This is a genomic window from Streptomyces sp. NPDC002309, assembly GCF_053593375.1.
Genome location: NZ_JBSFCI010000020.1, coordinates 1 through 21,551 on the forward strand (window position 1 = coordinate 1; position 21,551 = coordinate 21,551).

20 protein-coding genes are annotated in these 21,551 nt (G+C 72.0%); 11 read left to right on the forward strand and 9 right to left on the reverse strand.

Going from position 1 to position 21,551, the window contains the following annotated elements; genetic code table 11:
- Nucleotides 1-202: 202 nt before the first annotated feature.
- Nucleotides 203-1,147, reverse strand: a complete 945-nt coding sequence (locus ACWCPM_RS18085) for a flavin reductase family protein (RefSeq protein ID WP_450977177.1) — start codon at nucleotides 1,145-1,147, stop codon at nucleotides 203-205.
- Complete coding sequence (locus ACWCPM_RS18090) at nucleotides 1,069-1,581, reverse strand: CGNR zinc finger domain-containing protein (protein WP_450977178.1); 513 nt, start codon at nucleotides 1,579-1,581, stop codon at nucleotides 1,069-1,071. The genes ACWCPM_RS18085 and ACWCPM_RS18090 overlap by 79 nt, the downstream gene beginning before the upstream one ends.
- 158 nt (nucleotides 1,582-1,739) lie before the next feature.
- Here ACWCPM_RS18090 and ACWCPM_RS18095 point away from each other — a divergent pair, with 158 nt between their 5' ends.
- The 6 genes from ACWCPM_RS18095 to ACWCPM_RS18120 all read left to right on the forward strand — a co-directional run bounded on the left by ACWCPM_RS18095 (nucleotide 1,740) and on the right by ACWCPM_RS18120 (nucleotide 9,056).
- Complete coding sequence (locus tag ACWCPM_RS18095; RefSeq protein ID WP_450977179.1) at nucleotides 1,740-2,609, forward strand: alpha/beta fold hydrolase; 870 nt, start codon at nucleotides 1,740-1,742, stop codon at nucleotides 2,607-2,609.
- 161 nt (nucleotides 2,610-2,770) lie between these two features.
- Entirely contained in the window at nucleotides 2,771-4,690 is a 1,920-nt protein-coding gene (locus tag ACWCPM_RS18100; protein WP_450977180.1) for a maleylacetate reductase and hydroxyquinol 1,2-dioxygenase domain-containing protein, read from the forward strand.
- Nucleotides 4,691-4,706: 16 nt separating this feature from the next.
- On the forward strand, nucleotides 4,707-6,470 hold the full coding sequence (locus ACWCPM_RS18105; RefSeq protein ID WP_450977181.1) for an FAD-dependent oxidoreductase: 1,764 nt from the start codon (nucleotides 4,707-4,709) through the stop codon (nucleotides 6,468-6,470).
- Between the two features lie 2 nt (nucleotides 6,471-6,472).
- Nucleotides 6,473-7,231 carry a CoA transferase subunit A gene (locus ACWCPM_RS18110; RefSeq protein WP_450977182.1) on the forward strand — a complete coding sequence of 253 codons (759 nt, stop codon included), beginning with the start codon at nucleotides 6,473-6,475 and terminating at the stop codon, nucleotides 7,229-7,231.
- Nucleotides 7,228-7,869 (forward strand): CoA transferase subunit B, encoded by a 642-nt coding sequence (locus ACWCPM_RS18115; RefSeq protein WP_450977183.1) that lies wholly within the window; start codon nucleotides 7,228-7,230, stop codon nucleotides 7,867-7,869. The genes ACWCPM_RS18110 and ACWCPM_RS18115 overlap by 4 nt, the downstream gene beginning before the upstream one ends.
- Nucleotides 7,866-9,056: a thiolase family protein gene (locus ACWCPM_RS18120; RefSeq protein WP_450977184.1), complete on the forward strand. Its 1,191-nt coding sequence runs from the start codon at nucleotides 7,866-7,868 to the stop codon at nucleotides 9,054-9,056. The genes ACWCPM_RS18115 and ACWCPM_RS18120 overlap by 4 nt, the downstream gene beginning before the upstream one ends.
- A gap of 47 nt (nucleotides 9,057-9,103) precedes the next feature.
- Here ACWCPM_RS18120 and ACWCPM_RS18125 read toward each other — a convergent pair whose 3' ends face one another.
- From ACWCPM_RS18125 to ACWCPM_RS18135, 3 genes are all read right to left on the reverse strand, one after another.
- Nucleotides 9,104-9,973 (reverse strand): helix-turn-helix domain-containing protein, encoded by an 870-nt coding sequence (locus ACWCPM_RS18125; protein ID WP_450977185.1) that lies wholly within the window; start codon nucleotides 9,971-9,973, stop codon nucleotides 9,104-9,106.
- A gap of 107 nt (nucleotides 9,974-10,080) precedes the next feature.
- The gene (locus ACWCPM_RS18130) at nucleotides 10,081-10,683 is read right to left on the reverse strand and encodes a hypothetical protein (RefSeq protein ID WP_450977186.1); all 603 of its coding nucleotides are present in this window, start codon (nucleotides 10,681-10,683) and stop codon (nucleotides 10,081-10,083) included.
- 151 nt (nucleotides 10,684-10,834) lie between these two features.
- A complete protein-coding gene (locus ACWCPM_RS18135) occupies nucleotides 10,835-11,440 on the reverse strand; it encodes a TetR/AcrR family transcriptional regulator (protein ID WP_450977187.1) in 606 nt (201 codons plus the stop codon).
- A gap of 129 nt (nucleotides 11,441-11,569) precedes the next feature.
- Here ACWCPM_RS18135 and ACWCPM_RS18140 point away from each other — a divergent pair, with 129 nt between their 5' ends.
- The gene (locus ACWCPM_RS18140; protein WP_450977188.1) at nucleotides 11,570-13,030 is read left to right on the forward strand and encodes an MFS transporter; all 1,461 of its coding nucleotides are present in this window, start codon (nucleotides 11,570-11,572) and stop codon (nucleotides 13,028-13,030) included.
- A gap of 172 nt (nucleotides 13,031-13,202) precedes the next feature.
- Here the strand turns inward: ACWCPM_RS18140 and ACWCPM_RS18145 are convergent, their stop codons facing one another.
- Nucleotides 13,203-14,036, reverse strand: coding sequence for a class I SAM-dependent methyltransferase (locus tag ACWCPM_RS18145; protein ID WP_450977189.1), 834 nt, complete (start codon nucleotides 14,034-14,036; stop codon nucleotides 13,203-13,205).
- A 197-nt stretch (nucleotides 14,037-14,233) separates the two neighbouring features.
- Here ACWCPM_RS18145 and ACWCPM_RS18150 point away from each other — a divergent pair, with 197 nt between their 5' ends.
- Complete coding sequence (locus tag ACWCPM_RS18150; protein WP_450977190.1) at nucleotides 14,234-14,809, forward strand: TetR/AcrR family transcriptional regulator; 576 nt, start codon at nucleotides 14,234-14,236, stop codon at nucleotides 14,807-14,809.
- A gap of 109 nt (nucleotides 14,810-14,918) precedes the next feature.
- Nucleotides 14,919-15,713: an SDR family NAD(P)-dependent oxidoreductase gene (locus ACWCPM_RS18155; RefSeq protein WP_450977191.1), complete on the forward strand. Its 795-nt coding sequence runs from the start codon at nucleotides 14,919-14,921 to the stop codon at nucleotides 15,711-15,713.
- Between the two features lie 73 nt (nucleotides 15,714-15,786).
- On the opposite strand, the gene ACWCPM_RS18160 is transcribed toward ACWCPM_RS18155, so the two are convergent.
- Nucleotides 15,787-16,752, reverse strand: a complete 966-nt coding sequence (locus tag ACWCPM_RS18160) for an AraC family transcriptional regulator (RefSeq protein WP_450977192.1) — start codon at nucleotides 16,750-16,752, stop codon at nucleotides 15,787-15,789.
- 137 nt (nucleotides 16,753-16,889) lie between these two features.
- On the opposite strand from ACWCPM_RS18160, the gene ACWCPM_RS18165 reads away from it, so the two are divergent.
- Nucleotides 16,890-17,687 carry an SDR family oxidoreductase gene (locus ACWCPM_RS18165; protein WP_450977193.1) on the forward strand — a complete coding sequence of 266 codons (798 nt, stop codon included), beginning with the start codon at nucleotides 16,890-16,892 and terminating at the stop codon, nucleotides 17,685-17,687.
- 32 nt (nucleotides 17,688-17,719) lie between these two features.
- A complete protein-coding gene (locus ACWCPM_RS18170) occupies nucleotides 17,720-18,046 on the forward strand; it encodes a nuclear transport factor 2 family protein (RefSeq protein ID WP_450977194.1) in 327 nt (108 codons plus the stop codon).
- Between the two features lie 15 nt (nucleotides 18,047-18,061).
- Here ACWCPM_RS18170 and ACWCPM_RS18175 read toward each other — a convergent pair whose 3' ends face one another.
- Both ACWCPM_RS18175 and ACWCPM_RS18180 read right to left on the reverse strand, forming a co-directional pair.
- Nucleotides 18,062-20,086 (reverse strand): pentapeptide repeat-containing protein, encoded by a 2,025-nt coding sequence (locus ACWCPM_RS18175; RefSeq protein WP_450977195.1) that lies wholly within the window; start codon nucleotides 20,084-20,086, stop codon nucleotides 18,062-18,064.
- A gap of 21 nt (nucleotides 20,087-20,107) precedes the next feature.
- Complete coding sequence (locus tag ACWCPM_RS18180) at nucleotides 20,108-21,514, reverse strand: lipase family alpha/beta hydrolase (RefSeq protein WP_450977196.1); 1,407 nt, start codon at nucleotides 21,512-21,514, stop codon at nucleotides 20,108-20,110.
- Nucleotides 21,515-21,551 lie beyond the last annotated feature (37 nt).

Consider the following 21,551-nt stretch of genomic DNA (forward strand, 5'->3'; position numbering starts at 1 on the left):
CTTGCCGGCGAAGGCGTTGCCGAAGAAGTTCAGACGCGGTTCCATGACGATCTCCTGGTCCGATTCCAGATACGCACTTCAGACAGGGCAGCCCGGTCGGCCGTGACACGAGTCGATGTGATGTGTGCCACATGCTGTCCTGTCGATGACACCAGGCCCGAGCGCCACCTCGCCGCGAGGAGCCGCGGGAGGGGTTCGCGGCTCAGAGATCGAGAACCACGTCGGTGGTCGGCTCGCTGCAGCAGACCAGGACGGTCCCGGGCTCGGGGAGTTCGAGCGGCGCAGTGGTGTAGCGGACGTCGCCGTCCACGCGCGGGGTGACGCAGGTGTGGCACACGCCGGTCCGGCAGGACCAGCGGGTCGGGATGTCGCAGGCTTCGGCGAGGTCGAGGAGTGAGGTGCGCGTGGCGGACCAGGGGGTCGAGATGCCGCTGCGGGCGAAGGTGATCAGGGGGCTGCTTCCCTTGGGACCGGCGGGCCGGTGCGGACGGACGGCCGTAGTGGCGGGAGTGGCGGTGACACCGGGATTGACGGCTGTGAGAGCGCTGAACAGTTCCGCGTGGACGGCCTCAGGACGCAGGCCGTGGGCGTGCGGGAGGCCGCTGAAGCCGTCCATGAAGGACGTGGGCCCGCAGAGGTAGGCGTCGGCGTCGGCCGGAATGCCGGCGGTCTCCAGCGCCGCGGCGGTGGGGCGGCCGTAGGTGATGTGCGCATCCCTCTCGTGCCGGGTCCCGGCCGTGTGGAAGATGTGCTCGTGGGCGTCGGGGAGTTGGGCCAAGAGGTCGCGGGCCTCCGCCGCGAAGGCGTGCCGCGCCCGGTCGTGAGCAATGTGGATCCACCAGGCAGGACGCGGGTCCCGCGCGCCGCGCAAGAAGGCGGCTGCGCGCCGTCCGAGAAGTGTCCAGAGCGCCGTCCGAGATGGTGTCCCGCGCGCCGCGCAAGACGGCGACTGCGCGCCGCGCAAGACGGTGACCTGAGCTCCGGTCGAGAAGGTGTCCCGCGCGAGATGGCGACCCGCGCGCCGCGCGAGAAGGCGTCCTGGGCGCCGTCCCGGAAGGCGACCGCGCGCTATTCGGATGTGGTGCCCTTGGTGCGCTGGTAGTGCCGCCTGGCCTTCATACGGTTGCCGCAGACCGCCATGGAGCACCAGCGGGCCTTGTTGGTCCTGCTGCGGTCGAGGAGGAAGAGGCGGCACTCGGGGTTGGCGCAGGCCCGCAGTCGGTCGGGGAGCTCCTGCCGCGTCCGGCTCCACGCCAGCACGGCCTCCACGGCCAGCCTCCGCTCGACGGGGACGTCCAGCTCCCACGACACCCCCTCGGAGGCGACGTGCGGACGTGAGGTGACGCCTTTCAGGAGGGGTGCCAGGGATGTCGCGGGACGAGCGCCGCGCACCACGTCCTGAAGGGCCTCGCGCACCCGCAGGAGGCTGCGCAGCTCGTCCGCGGTTCCGGTGCCGCCGTGCTCCCGCTGCCAGCGCTCGGCCGCTGCCGGGTCCGCCAGCCGGTCCCGCACGGCACCGCCGACCACGGGCGTGCTGTTGAGCAGCTCCAGCAGCGTCTCCTGCTGTTCCCCGTCGGTCACCGCCACGCCTCCTAACCGATTACATCCGCTTTGCAGGTTACATGACCACCCTCCCCCAAGGGTGCGCGGTCTAACCATCCTGGGCGACTTGACGGGTTATGTCGAGTGTGCTCGACTGGGAAAAGTAACCAGTAAAGAGCAGGAGAAAGGTTAGGAATATGACTGCCTCGGTTCATCACCGCACCACCACCGTCGACGGGCTCGACGTCTTCTACCGGGAGGCCGGGGACCCGCGGTCGCCCGTCGTCGTGCTCCTCCACGGATTCCCGACCAGCTCCCACATGTTCCGTCGGCTGATCCCGGAACTCGCGGACCGCTACCACGTGATCGCTCCCGACCACATCGGGTTCGGCCAGTCCGCGATGCCCGCGCCGCAGGAGTTCCCGTACACCTTCGAAGCCCTCACCGACGTCACGGCCGGACTGCTGCGGCAGCTCGGCGTCGACCGGTTCGCGATGTACGTGCAGGACTACGGCGCCCCCATCGGATGGCGGCTGGCCCTCCGGTCCCCGGAACGCGTCACGGCGATCATCACGCAGAACGGGAACGCCTACGAAGCGGGCTTCGTCAAGCCCTTCTGGGACGGCGCCTTCGCCTACGCGCAGGCCCCGGGGCCGGACACCGAAGGGCCCATGCGGGCCGCCCTGACCCTGGAGATCACCCGCTGGCAGTACCTGAACGGCGTCGCCGATCCCACGCTGGTGAGCCCCGACAACTGGGTGCACGACCAGGCGCTGCTGGACCGGCCCGGCAACGACGAGATCCAGCTCGGGCTCTTCCGGGACTACCCGACCAACGTGGACCTCTACCCGCAGGTCCACCAGTACTTCCGCGACTCCCGGGTCCCGCTGCTCGCGGTCTGGGGAGCCGGCGACGAGATTTTCGGCCCCGCCGGCGCGGAGGCGTTCCGTGACGATCTGCCCGACGCGGAGATCCATTTGATCGAGTCCGGGCACTTCGCCCTGGAAAGCCACCTGGAGACCATCGCCGAGCACATCCGTCGCTTCCTCGCGCGCGTCCTCGACTGACCCGAGGGCGAAGCTCGCGCGCAGCACCCCGCGTGCGCCTTTCGTGCAACGGCACGCCCCGATCGTGCAGGAGTTCATCCGCCCGTAACCCGCACACTCGGTGGCCAGACACAACCGTTGAATTGACCGGCACACGGAGGCGATGAATCATGCGGGCGTTCGTGCACACTTCCCATCCGGCACGGGTGGTCTTCGGTCACGGCACAGTCGGCGAACTCGCCGAAGAGGTAAAGCGGCTCGGCGCCTCCCGGGTGCTGCTGCTCTCCAGCCCGCCGCTGGCGGAGGCGAGCGCGCGCGTCCGCGACGCCCTCGGCGGCCTGCTCGCGGCGGAGTTCGACGGCGCCGTCATGCACACCCCGACCGACGTCACGGAGGCGGCGCTCGCCGTACTGGAGGAGTCGGGCGCCGACTGTCTCGTCTCCGTGGGCGGCGGTTCGACCACCGGCCTGTCCAAGGCACTCGCCCTGCGCACGGACCTGCCGCAGGTGGTCGTACCGACCACATACGCCGGTTCCGAGGTGACCCCGGTGCTCGGGGAGACGCGCGACGGCCACAAGGTCACGCAGTCCTCGGCCGCGATCCTGCCCGAGACCGTCGTCTACGACGTGGACTTCACGCTCTCCCTGCCCCTGCCGATGTCGATCACCAGCGGCGTGAACGCGATGGCGCACGCCGTGGAGGCGCTGTACTCCGCCGACGCGGACCCTGACACCGACCGCCGGGCCCTCGAGGCGATCTCACTGATCGGGCGGGCGCTGCCGATGCTGGCCGCCGACCCCGCGGACCGCGACGCGCGGGCCGACCTGCTGGAGGCCGCCTGGCTCGCCGGCACGTGCCTGGCCTCCGTGGGCATGGGCCTGCACCACAAGCTCTGCCACACCCTCGGCGGCAGTTTCGGCCTGCCGCACGCCGAGACGCACACCGTGATCCTGCCGCACGCCATGGCCTACAACGCGCCGGCCGCCCCCGACGTCATGCGCCGCATCGCCCGGGCGCTCGACGTGCCCGACGCCCCGACGGGCGTGTACGACCTGATCGCCTCCCTGGGCGGACCGACCTCGCTGCGCGGTCTGGGCATGCCCGAGTCCGAGCTGGGCCGCGCGGCCGAACTGGCAGTGGCGACGCCCTACCCGAACCCCCGGGAACTCACCGCCGAAGGCCTCGGCAGCCTGCTGAGCGACGCCTGGCACGACCGCCGCCCCCAGGTGACCGCCGGCACCGAGGCCGCGACGGTCGCGCTGACCCAGCAGGTGGTCGCGAGCTTCGCGCAGGCGCCCGACGCCCGCGTCCGCACCCTGCTCAGCGGCCTCGTGAGGCACCTGCATGCCTTCGTGACCGAGGAGGACGTCACCGAGGAGGAGTGGCAGTACGCGATCGGCTTCCTCACCCGGGCGGGCGAGATCACGAGCCCGACCCGGCAGGAGTTCGTGCTGCTCTCCGACACGCTGGGCGTCTCCAGCGTCGTGGACCTGCTGACCAACTCCCGCACCCCGGACACCACCCCGTCCGCCGTGCTCGGCCCCTTCTACGTCGAGGGACCGCCGGCGGCCGAGCACGGCAGCGACATCGCCGGCGGCCTGCCCGGCACCCCGCTCTGGGCGGACGTGCGCATCACCGACACGGCCGGCGCGCCCGTCAAGGACGCCGTCGTCGACGTATGGCAGTCCAACGAGGACGGCTTCTACGACGTCCAACTGCCGGAGCTGGAAGGCCCCGTTCTGCGGGCGAGGCTGCGCAGCGACGCCGAGGGGCGTCTCACCTTCTGGTCGATCCTGCCCTCGGAGTACCCGGTCCCGGACGACGGCCCCGTGGGACAGATGCTCGCCGCCGTCGGCCGCCACCCCTACCGGGCTCCGCACCTGCACTTCATGATCGACGCGCCCGGTCATCGCCGGCTCATCACCCAGCTGTTCGTGGCCGGTGGCAAGTACCTCGACAGCGACACCGTCTTTGGTGTGAAGGACCCGCTCGTCGTCGACTTCGTCCCGCAGACAGGTCCGACCCCGGACGGCCGGACCGTCGACGGCGGGGAGTGGCGCCTTCTGGACCACACCTTCCGCATCGCCCCCCTGACCCACTGAGCGAGGAAGAGCACTCATGACCCGCACCGACACCTACGACACCGACGTCCTCGTCGTCGGCAGCGGCCCCGCCGGAGGCTCGGCGGCCCTGTCGCTGGCCACCTACGGCGTTCGCACCCTCCTCGTCACCAAGTACGGCTGGCTCGCCAACACCCCTCGGGCGCACATCACCAACCAGCGCACGATGGAGGTCCTGCGCGACCTGGGCGTCGAGTCCGAGGCCCTGGCGCAGGGCAGCCCGTCCCAGCTCATGGGGGACACGGTGCTGTGCACCGCGCTCAACGGCGACGAGATCGGCCGGATCCGCAGCTGGGGCACCGGACCCGCCACCCAGACCGAGTACGCGGCGAACAGCCCCTGCGAGATGATCGACCTGCCCCAGACCTATCTGGAGCCGATCCTCACCACCAACGCGGCCGCCCGCGGCGCCAAGGTCCGCTTCGACACCGAGTTCCTGAGCCTCACACAGGACGAGGACGGGGTCACCGCACTGCTGCGCGACCGGGTCCGCGGCGACGAGTTCACCGTACGGGCCCGCTACGTGATCGGCGCCGACGGCGGACGCAGCACCGTCGCCGAGCAGATCGGCCTCCCCATGGACGGCCGTATGGGCAAGGCCGGCAGCATGAACATCGTTTTCAAGGCCGACCTCGCCCAGTACGTCGCCCACCGCCCGAGCGTCCTGTACTGGGTGCTGCGCCCCGGCGCGGCGACCGGCGGCATCGGCATGGGCCTGGTCCGCATGGTCCGGCCGTGGAACGAGTGGCTGCTGGTGTGGGGCTACGACATCGAGCAGGCGCCGCCCTCGGTCGACGAGGAGGAGGCGCGCCGGATCGTGCGCGATCTGATAGGCGTCCCCGACCTGCCGGTGGAGATCACGTCCACCTCGCTGTGGACCGTCAACCACACCTACGCCTCGGCCTATTCGTCGGGACGGGTGTTCTGCATGGGCGACGCCGTGCACCGTCACCCGCCGTCCAACGGGCTCGGCTCCAACACCTCGGTCCAGGACGCCTACAACCTGGCCTGGAAGCTCGCCATGGTGGTCCGCGGCGAGGCCGCGCCGGAGCTGCTGGACAGCTACTCGGCCGAACGCGCCCCCGTGGGGCGGCAGATCGTCGAACGGGCGAACCTCAGCCGCGACCAGTTCGGACCGGTCTTCGAGACCCTCGGTGTCGGGGCCGACAGCGACGAGCAGGCCATCAGCGAGGGGCTCGCCGCACTGCGGGCCGCCACCCCCGAGGGCGCCAAGCGCCGCCGGATGCTGGAGGACGCGATCCAGCTCAAGAACTACGAGTTCAACGCGCACGGCGTCGAGATGAACCAGCGCTACGTCTCCGGAGCCGTCCTGGCCGACGACTCCCCGATCGAGCAGGGGGACGGTGACCCGGAGTTGGTGGCGCGTCCGACGACCCGCCCCGGTGCCAAGCTGCCGCACGCCTGGCTCGTCGACGGCGGGGGCGGGAAGATCTCCACGCTCGACGTCGTCGGCAAGGGCGTCTTCACCGTCCTGACCGGGCTGTCGGGCGAGGTCTGGGAAGCGGCTGCCGAAGCCTGCCGCGAGGAACTCGGCATCCCCCTGCGCATGGTGCGCATCGGCGACGACGACACCCGCGACGCCTACGGCGAATGGAGCAGGGTGAGCGAGACGGCCGAGGACGCGGCGCTCCTGGTGCGCCCGGACGGCTACGTGGCCTGGCGCCGCGCCACCGCACCGCGGACCGCGGCGGAGGCACGGGACGAGCTGCTCGGCGCGCTGCGCCGGGTCCTGGGGCGGTGACCATGGACAAGCAAGTGGCCACGGCCGCACAGGCCCTGGCGGACGTCACCCACGGACAGTCCTTCGCCGTCGGCGGATTCGGTCTGAGCGGTGTCCCGGAGACCCTCATCGGCGCGCTGTACGAGTCGGGCGCCGGAGACCTCTCCGTCGTCTCCAACAACTGCGGCGTCGACGGACGCGGCCTCGGCGTGCTGCTCGCGGCGGGCCGCATCAGCCGGGTCACCGGCTCCTACATCGGGGACAACAAGGAGTTCGCCCGCCAGTACCTCGCGGGTGAGCTGGAGGTCGAGCTGATTCCCCAGGGAACGCTCGCCGAGCGCCTGCGCGCGGGAGGCAGCGGCATCCCGGCGTTTTTCACGCCGGCCGGTGTCGGCACCCCGGTGGCGGAGGGGGGCCTGCCGTGGCGGTACGCCCCCGACGGCTCGGTCGCCCTCGCCTCACCACCCAAGGAGGTGCGCGTCTTCAACGGCGTCGAACACGTCCTGGAGCACGCCGTCACCACCGACTACGCCCTGGTACGCGCCGCCCGCGGCGACCGGCACGGCAACCTCGTCTTCCACCGCGCGGCACGCAACTTCAACCCGCTCGCCGCCATGGCCGGCAAGATCACCGTGGCCGAGGTGGAGGAACTGGTCGAGCCGGGCGAGCTCGACCCCGACGAGATCCACCTGCCCGGCGTGTTCGTCCAGCGGGTCGTGGCACTGACCCCGCAGCAGGCGGCGGACAAGGGCATCGAGAAGAGGACGGTACGCGAGCGATGAGCTGGAGCAGACAGGAGATGGCGGCCCGCGCCGCACGCGAACTGCGCGACGGCGACTACGTGAACCTCGGCATCGGGCTGCCCACGCTGGTGGCCGACTTCCTTCCGGCGGGCGTGGACGTCGTCCTGCACTCCGAGAACGGCCTGCTCGGAGTGGGACCGTACCCGGAGCCCGACGAGGTCGATCCCGACCTGATCAACGCCGGGAAGGAGACCGTGACGGTACTGCCGGGGGCGTCGTTCTTCGACTCCGCGCTGTCCTTCAGCATGATCCGCGGCGGCCACATCGACGCCGCCGTCCTCGGCGCGCTGCAGGTCTCGGCCCGCGGCGACCTGGCCAACTGGGCCGTCCCCGGAAAGATGATCAGGGGGATGGGCGGTGCCATGGACCTGGTGCACGGCGTGGGACGCGTCGTCGTGCTGATGGAGCACACCGCCAAGGACGGCAGTTCCAAGATCGTCGAGGAGTGCACGCTCCCGCTGACGGGACGGGCCTGCGTCGATCGCGTCATCACCGACCTGTGCGTCCTAGACGTCACCGAGCAGGGCCTGGAACTCGTCGAGACGGCGCCGGGCGTGACGGTGGAGCAGGTCGTCGACCTCACGCCCGTGTCCCTCACCGTCAGGAGCCCCCGATGATCGAACAACCGCGTGATGTGTACATCGTCGACGCCGTGCGCACGCCGTTCGGCCGCTACGGCGGCGCCCTGTCCGGGGTGCGCCCCGACGACCTGGCCGCCGGTGTGCTGCGTGCCCTCGTGGAGCGCAGTCCCGGCCTCGACCCGGCCCGCATCGACGACGTGCTCTTCGGCAACGCCAACGGAGCCGGCGAGGACAACCGGAACGTGGCGCGGATGGCCGTCCTGCTGGCGGGCCTGCCCGTCACCGTGCCCGGCGCCACGGTCAACCGGCTGTGCGGCTCCGGCATGGAGGCCGTCATCCAGGCGGCTCGGGCGATCGCCCTCGGCGACGCCTCCGTCGCCGTGGCCGGCGGGGTGGAGTCCATGAGCCGCGCCCCCTGGGTGCTGCAGAAGCCGGACCGGGCCTTCCCCGCGAAGAACCAGCAGCTCCACTCGACCACCCTGGGCTGGCGGATGGTCAACCCGAGGATGCCGGGGGAGTGGACGATCCCCCTCGGCGAGAGCGCGGAACTGGTCGGCGCCAAGCACGCTGTGACGCGCGAGGAGCAGGACGCCTTCGCCCTGGCCAGTCACCGCAAGGCCGCCGCCGCATGGCGCGAGGGCCTCTACGAGGGCGAGGTCGTCGCCGTCGAGGGCGTGGACCTGCCGCGCGACGAGAACATCCGTGACACCACCTCCCTGGAGGCCCTGGCCAAGCTGAAGCCGGCCTTCCTGGCCGACGGCACCGTCACCGCGGGCAACGCCTCACCCCTGAACGACGGCGCCTCCGCGCTGCTGCTCGCCGACGAGGAGGGGCTCGCGGCCATCGGCCGTGAACCGCTGGCCCGGGTGCGGGCGGCGGCGGTCACGGGCATCGAGCCGCAGTACTTCGGACTGGGGCCGGTGGACGCCATCCGCAAGGTCCTCACCAAGGCACGGGTCGACGCGGCGGACCTGCGCACGATCGAACTCAACGAGGCCTACGCGGCCCAGGTGCTGTCCTGCCTGGCCGCCCTCCCTGAGCTCGACCGGTCCGTGGTCAACCCGCGCGGTGGCGCCATCGCCATCGGACACCCGCTGGGCGCCTCCGGCGCCCGTGTCGCGGGTGCGGTCGCCCACCAGCTGGCCGCGGCCGGTTCGGGCACCGGCCTCGCGGCGCTCTGCATCGGCGTCGGACAGGCGCTGGCACTCGTGCTGGAACGCTGAGCGGGGCGCAGGGCGGTCGCTGAGCGGGGCGGGCCGGTGGCCTCCGCTCAGCCCTCGCGGCGCACGACGGCCGGGGTGGTGTCCAGGCGGGCGCGCATCACCCTGGTCAGGTGCTCCTGATGGGAGAACCCGCAGTCGATGGCCACCTGCCCGATCGGCGCCGACCCGGTGCGCAGCAACCGGCACGCGTGTTCGAGTCGAACGCCCAGCACGTACTGGTGCGGGGACTGGCCCGTACTCGCCCGGAACTGGCGGGTGAACTGACTGACGCTGAGCGAGGCGGCGGCAGCCAGGTCCGCGATCGGCAGCGGTTCGGCCAGACGCTCCCCGATGAGGTCCTGCACGGCCCCGAGCTGCCGTGCGGACAGACCGGAGCGGACCGGCGCTTTCGCCGCCGGGCGGGCGGCGTGTCGCCGGGCGAGCTGCGCGGCGAGCATGCCGGTCAGGTGGTCCACGTACGTCCGGGCCGAAGGTTCCCAGCGGCGCACCGCGACGTCCAGCGCGATCATGAGCTGTTCGGCGAGCGGGTCGGTGACACCCAGTTCCTCGGACAACTCGACCGGTTGTCCCTCGTTGGCCTCGCGCAGCGCCTGGTCGGTGAGATAGGCGTGCACCGTGTCGAGCGGGCCGCCGAGCTCGACGCTCAGCTCCCGGCCGATCGGCTGCAGGAACAGTCCACCGGCCGGAACGGTCCGCGACCGCGCGGCGCCACCCTGCCCCCGGCGGACGGTGACCGGTCCGCTGAGGTGCAGGATCAGCAGATGGGTGGGGGCGGGCCCGAACGTCGCCCGGTACGACTCTTCCTTCTGGGCGGAGAGGTAGAGGTGCTCCCACCCGAGCCCCGCGCTGCTGTACCGGGGACGCACACCGGGCAGGCGCAGCATCCCCACCGTGTCGGCCAGTCCGAGCTCTGTCACGGTGCGACCTCCTCGGGCACCACGAAGCTGGTTGAATACGCAATCATAGCGGGCGTGGTCGCGTCGGGCGCTGTCACTTTCGGGGCGGACCCCGACGTCCGCCCCGGTCACACCCGGGGGCGGACCTCCACGGCTGCCTGGTCGTAAGCGTGGTAGGAGACCGGGTCGGGCTCGATCAGCAGCACCACCCAGGAACCGCCCCGCTCCCACACCTCGTACCTCCGTGCCCCGTCCGGCCGGTACGGGGGCGTCGTGAGCGGCTCGCCCAGCCGTGCCCGCAAGAGCTCACCCGCCCGTCGGTACTCGGCCTCGAAGTCCGCCGCCGACGCCTGCGGCAGGCAGTCGGAGCGGGCGAAGAACGGGCCCTGCTGCCGCTCCCATTCCTCGGGGTCGTCAGGGTCGGCGAAGTAGGCGAACGGCATGAGCACGGAGCAGTCCGCACGGCACTGCCGGTGCTCGCACACGGCGTCGGGCCCCTCCTGGCACCCCGGCCACTCCCCGAGCAGCAGCCACCAGTCGTCCACGCCCTCCTCCCCGGCGATCGGCCACACGTCCAGCCATCCGATGACGATCTCGCCGTCGTCCTCCTCCAAGTGCCAGCCGTTGCCTGTGAACGCCTCCTCGTACGCCCGGCGGCTCCATGGCACGTCCGCGAGGGAGATCATGCGGTCCACCAGGTCGCCGTCCAGCGGCCGTCTCGTCATCGCCATGGCGCCGAAACTACTGCGGCCGGCCCCCGCTTCGGCCCTCGGCGCCGGTTTCCCGGCCCACGTCACGGGCGGCCCTCCGGGCGTCCCCACCCTCACACGACAGCCCACGCCCGCGCCGCGAGGCCGAGGCTCGCCGCCAGGCCGCCGTTTTCTACGGCCCCGTGTCGTCGCCGCCCGACGCGATGGCCGCGTCGATCAGCGTGACGGCCATGGCACGCGCGTGCGCGGCGGGTGCGGTGCTGTTGAGCGCGGTGCCCCGCGCCGCCGCGCCGTCATAGAGGAGCGCGAGCTGCTCCCCGAGTTCCTCCGGCCGGTGGGCTCCGGCCCGGCGGGCGAGGTCGCCGAGCCTTCGGGCGAACTCGGTCTTGTGGGCGGCCGCGAGGCGGTGGGCCGGGTGCTCCGGGTCCGGGATCTCGACCGCCGCGCTCAGGAAGGGGCAGCCGCGCAGTGGCCGGCCCGACACGGAGGGGCGCTGGTCGAAGACGGCGATCAGTTGTTCGCGCGGGGTCGACCCGTCCTCCGCCGCGCCGGTGGGCAGCAGATCGTCCTCGAGGCCGCTCAGGTAGGCGTGGACCAGCTCGTCCTTGCCTGCGAAATGCGAGTACAGCGTGCGCTTGGAGACATCGGCGACCTTGGCCAGCTGGTCCATGCCGGTCGCGTTGACCCCTTGGGCGATGAAGAGTTCGGTGGCCGCCTTCAGGATCCGCTCGCGGGCGCCACGACCGCGGCGGCGTACGGGGGAGGGCGTGGTGCTCATGCGGTAAAGGATACCGATCGTTTTACATAGGCGGGGTCCTTCGCTAGGGTCGAAGGCGTAAGTAAACCGATCGGTGTGGTTAAGGGTCGGAAGGATCCCCACCACCCCGCCTGTTCTGGAGCAACGGTCATGTCCTCATCCCCGGCGGCGGGCGGCGCCGCCGAAGCCGCGACGCGGCGGTCGATGTCCGAAGCAGGTCGTCCCGGGCGCCGCAGGCCGCCTTCGGGACTCGTGCTCGCCGTGCTGGCGACGTCGGTGTTCCTGTCCGCGCTGGACGCCTTCATCGTCAATGTCGCGCTGACACCCATCGGCCAGGGCGTGGGGGAGACGTCGCTGTCCAGACTGAGCTGGATCCTCAACGGCTACGCGATCGTGTACGCGGCCCTGCTGGTCCCGGCGGGCCGGCTGGTCGACCGCTACGGCCACAAGGCCGGCTTCCTGCTCGGACTGGGCGTGTTCACCGCGGCCAGCCTGGGCGCCGCCCTCAGCGGCGACCTGTGGGTGCTGGTCGCCTTCCGTTTCCTGCAGGCGGCCGGGGCGGCCGTCCTCACCCCCGCCAGCCTCGGCCTCGTGCTGGTCACCGCGCCGCCCGCGAAGGTCACCCGCCATGTGCAGATCTGGGCGGCGAGCGGATCGCTGGCCGCGGCGGCGGGTCCCGTGGTCGGCGGCCTGCTCGTCCAGGCGGCCTGGCAGTGGATCTTCCTGCTCAACCTGCCGATCGGGATCACCGCCCTGGTCATGGCCGCGCGACTGCTGCCCGCCGGACGCCAGGGTGCCGACACCCGCCTGCCGGACCTGCTCGGCGGAGCGCTCCTGGTGGTCGCGATCGGTGCGCTGGCGCTGGGCCTGGTCCAGGGGCCGGAGTGGGGCTGGACCGCCGGGAGCACCCTCGCCGCTTTCGCGGTCTCCGCGGCCGCGCTGGTCCTGTGCCTTCGGCGCTCCGCCCGCCATGCCGTACCGGTCGTCGACCTGACCCTGCTGCGCGATCGCGTGTTCGCCTCGGCGAACGTCGCCGCCGTGCTGTTCTACGCCGCCTTCGCCATGCAGCTCCTCGGCATCACGCTGTGGCTGCAGCAGGTGTGGCACTGGTCCGCGATCGAGACTGGTCTCGGTGTCGCCCCGGGTCCCGCGATGGTGATCGTGGCCGCCGCGCTCGGCCGCCGCCTGGCAAGCAGGGTGCCGACCGGGATCGTCGCCGCCACGGGCGCGGCGCTTGTCGCCTTCGGCGCCGTCTGGGTCGCCGCGCGCGCGAGCGGCTCCCTGGACTACGCCGTCGACCTCCTGCCCGGCTGGCTGGTCGCCGGGGTCGGCGTGGGCCTCGCCCTCCCGACCCTGATCTCCTCCGCCACCTCCGGCCTGCCCAGGGACCGCAGCGCCACCGGCAGCGCGGTCGTCACCACGTCCGGCCAGATCGGCACCGTGCTCGGCGTGAGCACCCTGGTCGCCATCCTGGCGGCGACGGGAGCCGGAGGTCCCGCGCACTCCTTCTCCCTCGCCTGGTGGACCTCCGCCGGCGTCATGACCGCCAGTGGGCTCGCCGCCCTGGGCCTGACACCCCGCCGTCACCCCGTGACCGCCCCGGCCGGCTGACGCGGCCCGTCGTCGACGACGAAGGCGGAGCCCGGCCGCACCCGGCAGGAGGCGTGGCGAGGACGACTGCCGGTGCGGCCCACCCGGCGCCTGGCGGCGCGCAGGAGCCGTGGCCGAGAACGGGGACGGTCGACCCGCAGGGAGCGAGCGCCTCCGGAGCGGGCCGGGGGCCTCACACGGCCTTTCCCGGGCGCCGTCCCCAGACGGTGAGCATGCCGGCCGACAACGCGGCGCACACGTCGGAATCGAGGTAGCGGACCGCCTCGTCGATGCCGGCGTCGTCGACCAGGCCGGTGGCGAGCATGGCGGCCCTGCTCCGCTGCCAGGTGTCCGCCCAGAACCGGCTCAGCGGGCTGCCCGGCAGCAGCGGGGGCACGTGGATCTCGGCGGCGACGTGCCTGAGACCCGCGTCCCGCAGCAGAAGCGGATACGACGGCACCCAGGAGACGTCGGTGCCGATGGTGGCCCGCAGCCCCTGCCACATCGCCCGCATCATCGTCGTGTAGGGCGCGCCCGGCGTCCGGTCGCTCGTCAGGTCGACGGCGTCGCTGAGCACCAGCACACCACCCGGCTCGACGAGTTCCGCCAGTGCCGCGATCAGGCGCTCGTGGCCGGGCAGGTGCATCAGGACGAAACGGGCGTGCACGAGGCGGAAGCGGCCGGGCGCGAAGTCCGGGGCGGTGATGTCGGCCTCCAGGACGTCGAGCCCGGGTACGGGGCGTTCGCGGAGGAACCGTACGTCGCGGTCCACGGCGAGCACGCCGGCCACCCCGGCCTCGTCCAGCAGCCGACGGGAGACCGTGCCCGTGCCGGCGCCCACGTCGAGGCAGCGCCAGCCGGGCCCGGCACCGAGTGCTCGCAGACGCGCCATGGTGATGTCGTCGTAGGCGAGGGCGCCGAGGTCGATGCGCTCACCCTCGCCCGCCTGCTCGGGACGGAAGACCGCCTCCCCGTAGCGCCCGGCGCCTTCCCCGGCGTCCCCACCCGTGTCACCGCGCGCCTTCATCGGCGGACCTCCTCTCGTCGTCGGGGCGGCACCGGGCGACCTGCCGGATGTCCGGCCGACCGGCCGAAGGCGCCTGTCCTGCGGCTCCGCGCCGCAGCCGCACCGAATCCTCCACCGACTGCCGCCCACGCGGCCGAGACGCGCCGCGCTCGACATATATTTGAGTGAACAATCCAGAATCGGTTAGGGTGGGGTACATGGCGCGCAATCGGGAGTTCGACGTCGACACGGCGGTGGGCCGGGCGATGGATCTGTTCTGGCGCCGCGGCTATGCCGCGACGTCACTGCAGGACCTGCTCGGGGAGATGTCGATCGGCAGTGGAAGCCTGTATGCGGCGTTCGGCTCGAAGGAGAAGCTCTATGCCCGCGCCCTGGAGCGCTACTGCTCCGAGTACGGGCAGGGTGTCGCCGACCGGCTGGAGAACGCCACCGACGTGCGGTCCGCGGTGCGGGGCGTCCTGCTGGAGATGATCGAGGCGGACGTCGCCGAGCCCGAACGCGGCTGCCTGGTCGTCAATGCCGCCACGGAGCGCGGCGACGATCCGGCCACGGCCGACACGGTCGCGACCGCTCTGAGGCTGCTGGAATCGGCCCTGGCCGGCGCGTTGGAGCGGGCGAAGGCGCGCGGTGAGCTGTCGTCCGACAAGGACCCGGCGGAGCTCGCCCGCTTCCTCACCACGTTCGTCCAGGGTCTGCGTGTCGTGGGCAAAGCCCGGCTGGGCCGGTCCTTCGTCGAGGACGCGGTGTCGACGGCATTGCGCGCCCTGGACTGATCGACTCGCCCGGCGTGTCACGGTCACCGGTTCGGCGGTGTTCCGGTGGCCTGGAACGCGGGCGCCGCCTACGTTCATTGTGTATCAACCAATCCAGAAAAGGGTCACCATGGAACTCCATCTCAAGAACAAGGTCGCCGTCGTCACCGGAGCCGGCAAGGGCATCGGCCTGGCGACCGTCGAGGCATTCGGGCGCGAAGGCGTCCATGTCGTCGCGGGCAGCAGGAGCGTGACGCCCGAACTCGAGGTCCTCCGCGACAAGTACGGCGTCACCGTCGTGACCGTCGACCTGGCGACGCCGGACGGAGCGGACACACTCGTCCGGCGTGCCGTCGCCGAACGGGGCGGACTCGACATCCTCGTCAACAACCTCGGTGCTACGGACGCCCGGTCCAGCTTCCTGGAGGTGGACGACGCGGAGTGGCGGCGCGTCTTCGACGTCACCTTCTTCAGCGCCGTACGGGCGAGCCGCGCGGCGCTTCCGCACCTGCTGGAGGCGGGGGACGCCGCCATCGTCAACATCAGTTCGATCAACGCCCGGCTGCCGTTCCCCATGGTCGTGGACTACTCCGCGGCGAAGGCGGCACTGACGAACCTGACCAAGTCCCTCTCCGAGGAGTTCGCGCCGCGCGGCGTACGCGTCAACGCCATCGCCCCCGGTCCGGTCCGCACCCCCTTCTGGACGGCGCCGGGCGGCTTCGCCGACGTGATCGCGGCGTCCGCCGGCACCACCGCGCAGGAGGCCATCGACGTGGTGGCCCCTCAGATGATGGGCATCTCGACCGGCCGCGTCACCGAGCCGCAGGAGGTGGCCGACCTGACGTTGTTCCTCGCCTCGCCCGTCTCGGGCAATGTCACCGGCACCGAGTTCCTCATCGACGGGGGGCAGAGCAAGACCATCTGAGCCGACGGCCCGCGCCGTGCCGCCCTCCGCCCAGGAGTTGCCGCCTGTCGCGGGCGTCCTCTTCGGCGCCTGCTCAGTGGCCGCGCCGGACGGCGTCACTGCCCGAGGCGGGCTGCCCCGCCGCCCGCCGGGCGGGAGCGCGCCGCCGGTAGACGCCGGGGCTGACGCCGAACTCCCGCTTGAAGGCGCGGTTGAAGGCGAACTCGGAGCTGTACCCGACCCGCTCGGCCACGGCTTGGAGCGGGGAGTCGTCGTGGCCGCGGAGGATCCGCCCGGCCGTCGTCATCCGCCACCACGTCAGATACGCCATGGGCGGGCGCCCGACGAGTTCGGCGAACCGCCGGGAGAACGCCGACCGGGACGCGCCCGCCCGTCGGCTCAGCCCCTCGACGGTCCAGGCGGCCGCGGGATCGGCGTGCATGTCCTGGAGCGCCGAGCCGACCGTCGGATCGGCGAGCGCGGCGGCCCAGCCGCCGGTCTCGCGCGGGGCGTGATCCTGGTACCAGGCACGCAGGATGTAGAGCAACATCGTGTCGAGCAGCGCGGGAATCGCCGCGTCGGTGCCCGGTCGGCGTTGGTCCAGCTCGTCGCCGAGCAGGTCGACGACCGAGTTGAGCGCCGTGCGACCGCCCACCCGGCGCGGGAGGTGGATGACGTCGGGGAGTTCGGCGAGCAACGGGTGCGCGGCAGCCCGGTCGAGATGGTACGAGCCGCACATCAGGAGCGTGAGGTCGCCCGTGGCGTCGGGCGCCGACACCCAGGTGTCGTCCATGTCGGGCGCGACCTCGACGAGCGCACTGTCGGTCGCGTCGGCCAGGGCGATCTCCCGCCCGTGCGGAACGAGGACGACGTCTCCGGCCCCGAGGGGAACCGGGTCCGACCCCTCGCGCAGCAGCCAGCAGCGCCCCTGGAGGACGACATGGAAGCCGATCTCTCGGGTGACCGGAAACCGCAGTCCCCATGGGGCCGTGCGGCGGGTGCGCGCGGCATGGGGCCGCCCGGTGCGGATGACGGAGACCGCGTCGCTGACTACGTCCATACGCCGAGCGTACAGCCGGTCCTGCATCGGTAGGACGAATGGATAAAAAATCGCCACTTCCAGTCATGGATCATCCAACATGATCTTCATAGGCTGCGTATCAGCGAAGCCAGTCCGACGAGTACGGGAAGAAGCGAATGCCGGCCACCACCCCCCATGCAAGCGACCCCGACGGCCTCAGTGGCCTGCGCGCCCTGGTCACCGGAGGCACCCGCGGAATCGGCGCGGCGATCGTCGAACGGCTCACCCGCGCCGGAGCGAGCGTGGCCTACAGCGCCCGCACCGCCCCGCCGCCCGACGGCCTGACGGAGCTGTTCGTCGAGGCCGACGTCAGCACGCCCGCGGGCGTCGAAGCGATCACCCGGCACGTGCACGAGCGGCTGGGCGGCGTGGACATCCTCGTCCACACCGTCGGCGCGGACGGCGGGCAGCACGTTCCACTGCTGGAACAGTCCGACGACATCTGGCAGTTGGTGATGGACGTCAATCTGTTCGCCGCGGCACGGCTCGACCGGGCGCTGGTTCCCGGCATGGTGGAGCGCGGGAAGGGGGCCGTCGTCCATGTCTCGTCGCTGTCCCGCTCGATACCGAACCCGAACCGGGTGCCCTACGGCGCGGCCAAGGCGGCGCTGAGCCACTACAGCAAGGGTCTCGCCCACGAGGTGGCGCCCTTCGGCGTCCGGGTCAACAGCCTGACCCCCGGTTTCACCGAGAGCTCATGGGGCCGCTCCTTCGTGCAGGCGCTCGCCGACCGCGCGGGCACCGGCTACGACGAGGCGCGCGACCGACTCCTGACGGACATCGGGGTCCCACTGGGCCGACCGGTCCGCCCGGAGGAGGTCGCCGACCTGGTCGCCTTCCTGGTCTCCGACCGGGCCTCGGCGATCGTGGGCGCCGAGCACGTCATCGACGGCGGCAGCAAGCCGACCGTGTGACCCACCGACACGAAAGACATGAGGAGAAGAACATGACGACCACGGCCCCCCGGATCATCCGGCGCTACTTCGAGCTCGCCGCCGCACCGGACACCGAGGCGTACTTCGCCCTGTTCGCCGACGACGCCGTCGTCGAGGACGAGGGCAAGGAGTACGCCGGTATCGACGCCGTCCGGGCCTGGCGCACCGAGGTGCCCCTCGTCCGGTACACGATCACCGACCTCGAACCGGACGGTGCGGGAATGGTCGTGACCTGCACGGTCGCGGGCGACTTTCCGGGCAGCCCGGTCGCCGGTCTGAGGTTCCACTTCGAGGAGTTCGACGAGGAGCATGTGCGGACTCTGCGCATCCGCCCCTGAGGGCGAGCCGTGCCGCTACCGCTTCACCCGGCCGCGCACCGCGAGGGCGGCGAGGCCGAGGAGGGCGGGTTCGACGATGCGGGAGGTCATCTCGATGTAGGTGCCGACGACGGTCAGGTCCTGCCCGGAGGAGCGGAAGACCACCGAGTTGATCACCACCCTCGCGGCCTTCTCGAACCTCCCGGCCGACAGACGCCGGCCGTACGGTCCTCGCGGCGCCTCGGGCTCCGCCTTCTTCGTCGTCAGGGAGATGCTGGTGCCGGTGACCCGCCCGGTGCTCCTCGGACTCGGGTCGTCCTGCGGCACGCCCCACAGCACCATCGCCAGCACCGTGGCCACCATGGCCAGCAGCAGCCAGCCGACCGCGCGCGCGGCCCGCAGGCCGTACCCGGACGCCGCCCAGTACAGGAGGAGAAGCCCCCGTTCCCCCCGGGGTGTCTCGGGGTCGTGTCGCCGCATCTCCATCTCGCCGTAGTAGAAGTCGGCCGCGCCCGGTTCGTTCTTCCCGTCCTCGAGGGCCTTGCGCAGCTGCCGGTACACCGGCGCCAGGACCGCCGGCCGGCGTACCTCCGTGCCCGGTGGCGCGGACGTCCAGCCGTGGGCCCCGGGCCGGGCGGCACGCCAGTGGTGCTCCTCGGCCAGGGTCCGCCGGCGCGTCCAGCGCACCGGACGCCACCCCTGAAGCCGTATCCCCGGCGGGGCCGGCAGGAGGGGGCACCGGCCTTCGAGCCTCAGCTGGTCCAGGTGCACGGTCTCCACGAACAGACAGCCGGTCAGGTCCACGTCGGCGAGCACCAGGTGCGCGGCGTCGGTTCCCCGGAGGGAGGTGACACGCACCCGTGGGTCGGTGAGACCGCACTCGTCGATCTCCGTACCGTCGTCCGCGACGAAGGGACGGGAACGGGCGGCGACACTCACGGGGAACTCCAGGACGGCGTCACCGAGGTCCACCTCCGCGTGGCGCAGGCGCAGCGCCGCCGTCGACCCCCATCTCGTCTGGCGGCAGCGCACGGCCTTCGCCACCGCCTCGATCGTCACCGCGGACCGGAAGTCGGCCCCGGACAGGTCGAGCACGCCCGCGAACACCAGGGGGCCGAGCCGTGCCGTGCGCTCGAAGGTCGCCTTGCGGAAAGTGACGTCACCCCGGATGTCGGCCCGGTGGAACTCCACGTCGCCGCCGATCACCGCCCCGGTGAACGCCCCGCCCGTGGCGAAGAGGGCGTCACCGAAGGACACGTCCTGACCCATCGTCGCCCCGACGAAGCAGGCCTCCTGACGAAAACGCGCGCCGTCGAACCAGGCCGTGCGCGAGATGTTCGCCCTGTCGAACCGGGCGTCCTGCTCGAACGTCGCCCCGTCGAACCAGGCCGTCCCCGCGACGGACGACCCGACGAAGCCGGTCACCTCCTTGAACACGACGCCGGTGAACTCGGCGTCCCCGCCGACGGTCAGCCCGTCGAAGACGGCACGGCCGCCCACCTCCTCGACCTGGAAGCGCAAGGCGGCCCCGATCGCGGCCCCGCGCAGCCAGACTCCGGCGCGCATCTCCACACCGTCGAACCAGGCGTCCCCCGCGACCTCCGTCTCCCCGAACCGGGCGTCCGACCGGAACCCCGTCCCACGGAAGCAGACGCCGCCGTCGAAGCGCGCCTTCCCGAATGAGCACACGCCGGTGAAGTCCACCTGGTCGAACTGCGCGTCGCCGCTGAACCACGCCTCGTCGAACTCGGCGCGCCCCACGCGAGGCCGTCCCGTCGCCGGATCACGCAGGGCGGTGAGCAACTCGGCCAGGAGGCCGTGGGTGAAGGGTGTGCCGCGGTGGTCGAGATCGGCGCCGGGCGCCAGTGCGGCGTGGTGGGCGGCGCGCTCGGAGACACCGAGATGTGCCAGGCACGCCGCGTACGGTTCCGTTCTGCGGCCGCGACACCGGCCGGTGACGCCTACGTGGTCGCACTGCGGCCAGTCGGGGACCTGGGACGGCGTGGTGTCCGATGGTGAGGTGATGGCCTGCTCCTTCGGCGGACGCGTCTCGCTGCTCACGTACCGTTCGGCCGTGGCGTCTCAGGGGGCGATGAGGGTGACGACCTTGCGGTCCGCGCGGTTCGGGCCCTCGGCCACCGCCTCCACGACCCATCTGCCGGGCCCTGCCTCCAGTTCCGCCCGGAACAGCTCCGGCGTGGTCGCGGTGAAGACGACGGGCTGTCTGGCCGGCCGCCCGACGCGCCACATGAACGCCCGGACGTTCCGCTCCCGGAGACCGGCTCCCACGACCGAGGCCTCGAACGGCTTGCCCGCGGGGGCCACTTCGGGGGCGTAGAGAGCGATCTGTTCGTCACCGGCGAGCATGCCACCCACCGGGTTCCCCTTCCGGACGGCGTCGAGGACCTCCCCGACAGCGGCGGCACCCGCCATGTCGCCGTTGCGGTACTCGGTCCAGAGCATCGCCGCCCCGTCCTGGACCGCCCACTCCGCGACGGCCGACTCGCGCGGCACGGTCCCGTCGCCGGGAGAGAGGAGGCTGTCGTCGTGCCGTCCGACCAGCCGTGAGCCGTCGGAGGAGAGCCCGACGGTCCGGACCGTGGGGAACGCCGTGCTGCCCACGCAGTACACCTGGTAGGGAAGGCGGCCGTCGGCGTCGGTGTGCCGGTGCGCCTCACGCGCCTCCTGGAACCTCCGGTGGAAGGACACCGCCTCCTCGACCAGAGCGCCCGGCAGGTCGGGAACGGGATACCGGCTGTCGGCGACGGTCCGCAGACGGCTCTTCCCCTCGACGCGGACCGCGTCGTAGACCGGCAGCAACTGGGCCACCGACGGCAGGGTGAGGGCGAGGTCGCGCAGAGCCTCGTTCAGCATGCGGGCGTCCGCGCCCAGTCCGTCGTCGTCCCCGATCGCGTGCCCGGTCAGGAGCCGGACGGCCTGAGCCAGGCCCTGCTGAGGCGTTCCCAGGGTGACCAGCGCTCGGGCGGTCTCGCGCCCGCCCGAGCACTCCAGGTAGTGGCGGCCGACGAGCCCTCCCGTGGAGTGACACACAAGGATGACCTTCGGCTCGTCCGTACGGTCCGGGTAGTGCCCGTGCACCTGCTCGCGCCACCGCGCCAGCGCCCCCTGCACCCGTGCCTCGAGCTGCCCGGCGACCAGGCGGTGGGACAGACGCCAGTCGTACGGGAACGCCATGTACTGGCCGTCGACCGGGGCGCCGAGCGCCGCGCGGACGTCGGGGTACCCCATGCAGGAGAGGAGCCCTGGCATCGAGTCGGGCACGGTGAGCAACTCGTCCGCCGTCAGCCGGAAGCGCTCGTCCGGCAGCTCGTCGCCGAGGCCCGGGGGGAGGGCCAGATCGGCCGGCGCCGGTGCGGAAGGTCCCGAACCGAGCAGGGCGTTGCCGTACTCGTCCCAGATGTCCCTGCCGTCCCGGCGCAGCCTGCTGCCGAGAAACCCCGGCACGAAGACCACGAGATCGTGCTCCACCGCGTTCACCTCCGTCACACGCGCGTACGCGTCGCCA

Bases quoted from the DNA above. Each gene is read 5' to 3' on its own strand.
- ACWCPM_RS18170 (WP_450977194.1), top strand. From the start codon at position 17,720: ATGACGACCACGGCCCCCCGGATCATCCGGCGCTACTTCGAGCTCGCC.
- ACWCPM_RS18135 (WP_450977187.1), bottom strand. From the start codon at position 11,440: ATGAGCACCACGCCCTCCCCCGTACGCCGCCGCGGTCGTGGCGCCCGC.
- ACWCPM_RS18095 (WP_450977179.1), top strand. From the start codon at position 1,740: ATGACTGCCTCGGTTCATCACCGCACCACCACCGTCGACGGGCTCGAC.
- ACWCPM_RS18165 (WP_450977193.1), top strand. From the start codon at position 16,890: ATGCCGGCCACCACCCCCCATGCAAGCGACCCCGACGGCCTCAGTGGC.
- ACWCPM_RS18110 (WP_450977182.1), top strand. From the start codon at position 6,473: ATGGACAAGCAAGTGGCCACGGCCGCACAGGCCCTGGCGGACGTCACC.
- ACWCPM_RS18130 (WP_450977186.1), bottom strand. From the start codon at position 10,683: ATGGCGATGACGAGACGGCCGCTGGACGGCGACCTGGTGGACCGCATG.
- ACWCPM_RS18105 (WP_450977181.1), top strand. From the start codon at position 4,707: ATGACCCGCACCGACACCTACGACACCGACGTCCTCGTCGTCGGCAGC.
- ACWCPM_RS18150 (WP_450977190.1), top strand. From the start codon at position 14,234: ATGGCGCGCAATCGGGAGTTCGACGTCGACACGGCGGTGGGCCGGGCG.
- ACWCPM_RS18145 (WP_450977189.1), bottom strand. From the start codon at position 14,036: ATGAAGGCGCGCGGTGACACGGGTGGGGACGCCGGGGAAGGCGCCGGG.
- ACWCPM_RS18115 (WP_450977183.1), top strand. From the start codon at position 7,228: ATGAGCTGGAGCAGACAGGAGATGGCGGCCCGCGCCGCACGCGAACTG.
- ACWCPM_RS18120 (WP_450977184.1), top strand. From the start codon at position 7,866: ATGATCGAACAACCGCGTGATGTGTACATCGTCGACGCCGTGCGCACG.
- ACWCPM_RS18140 (WP_450977188.1), top strand. From the start codon at position 11,570: ATGTCCTCATCCCCGGCGGCGGGCGGCGCCGCCGAAGCCGCGACGCGG.
- ACWCPM_RS18160 (WP_450977192.1), bottom strand. From the start codon at position 16,752: ATGGACGTAGTCAGCGACGCGGTCTCCGTCATCCGCACCGGGCGGCCC.
- ACWCPM_RS18155 (WP_450977191.1), top strand. From the start codon at position 14,919: ATGGAACTCCATCTCAAGAACAAGGTCGCCGTCGTCACCGGAGCCGGC.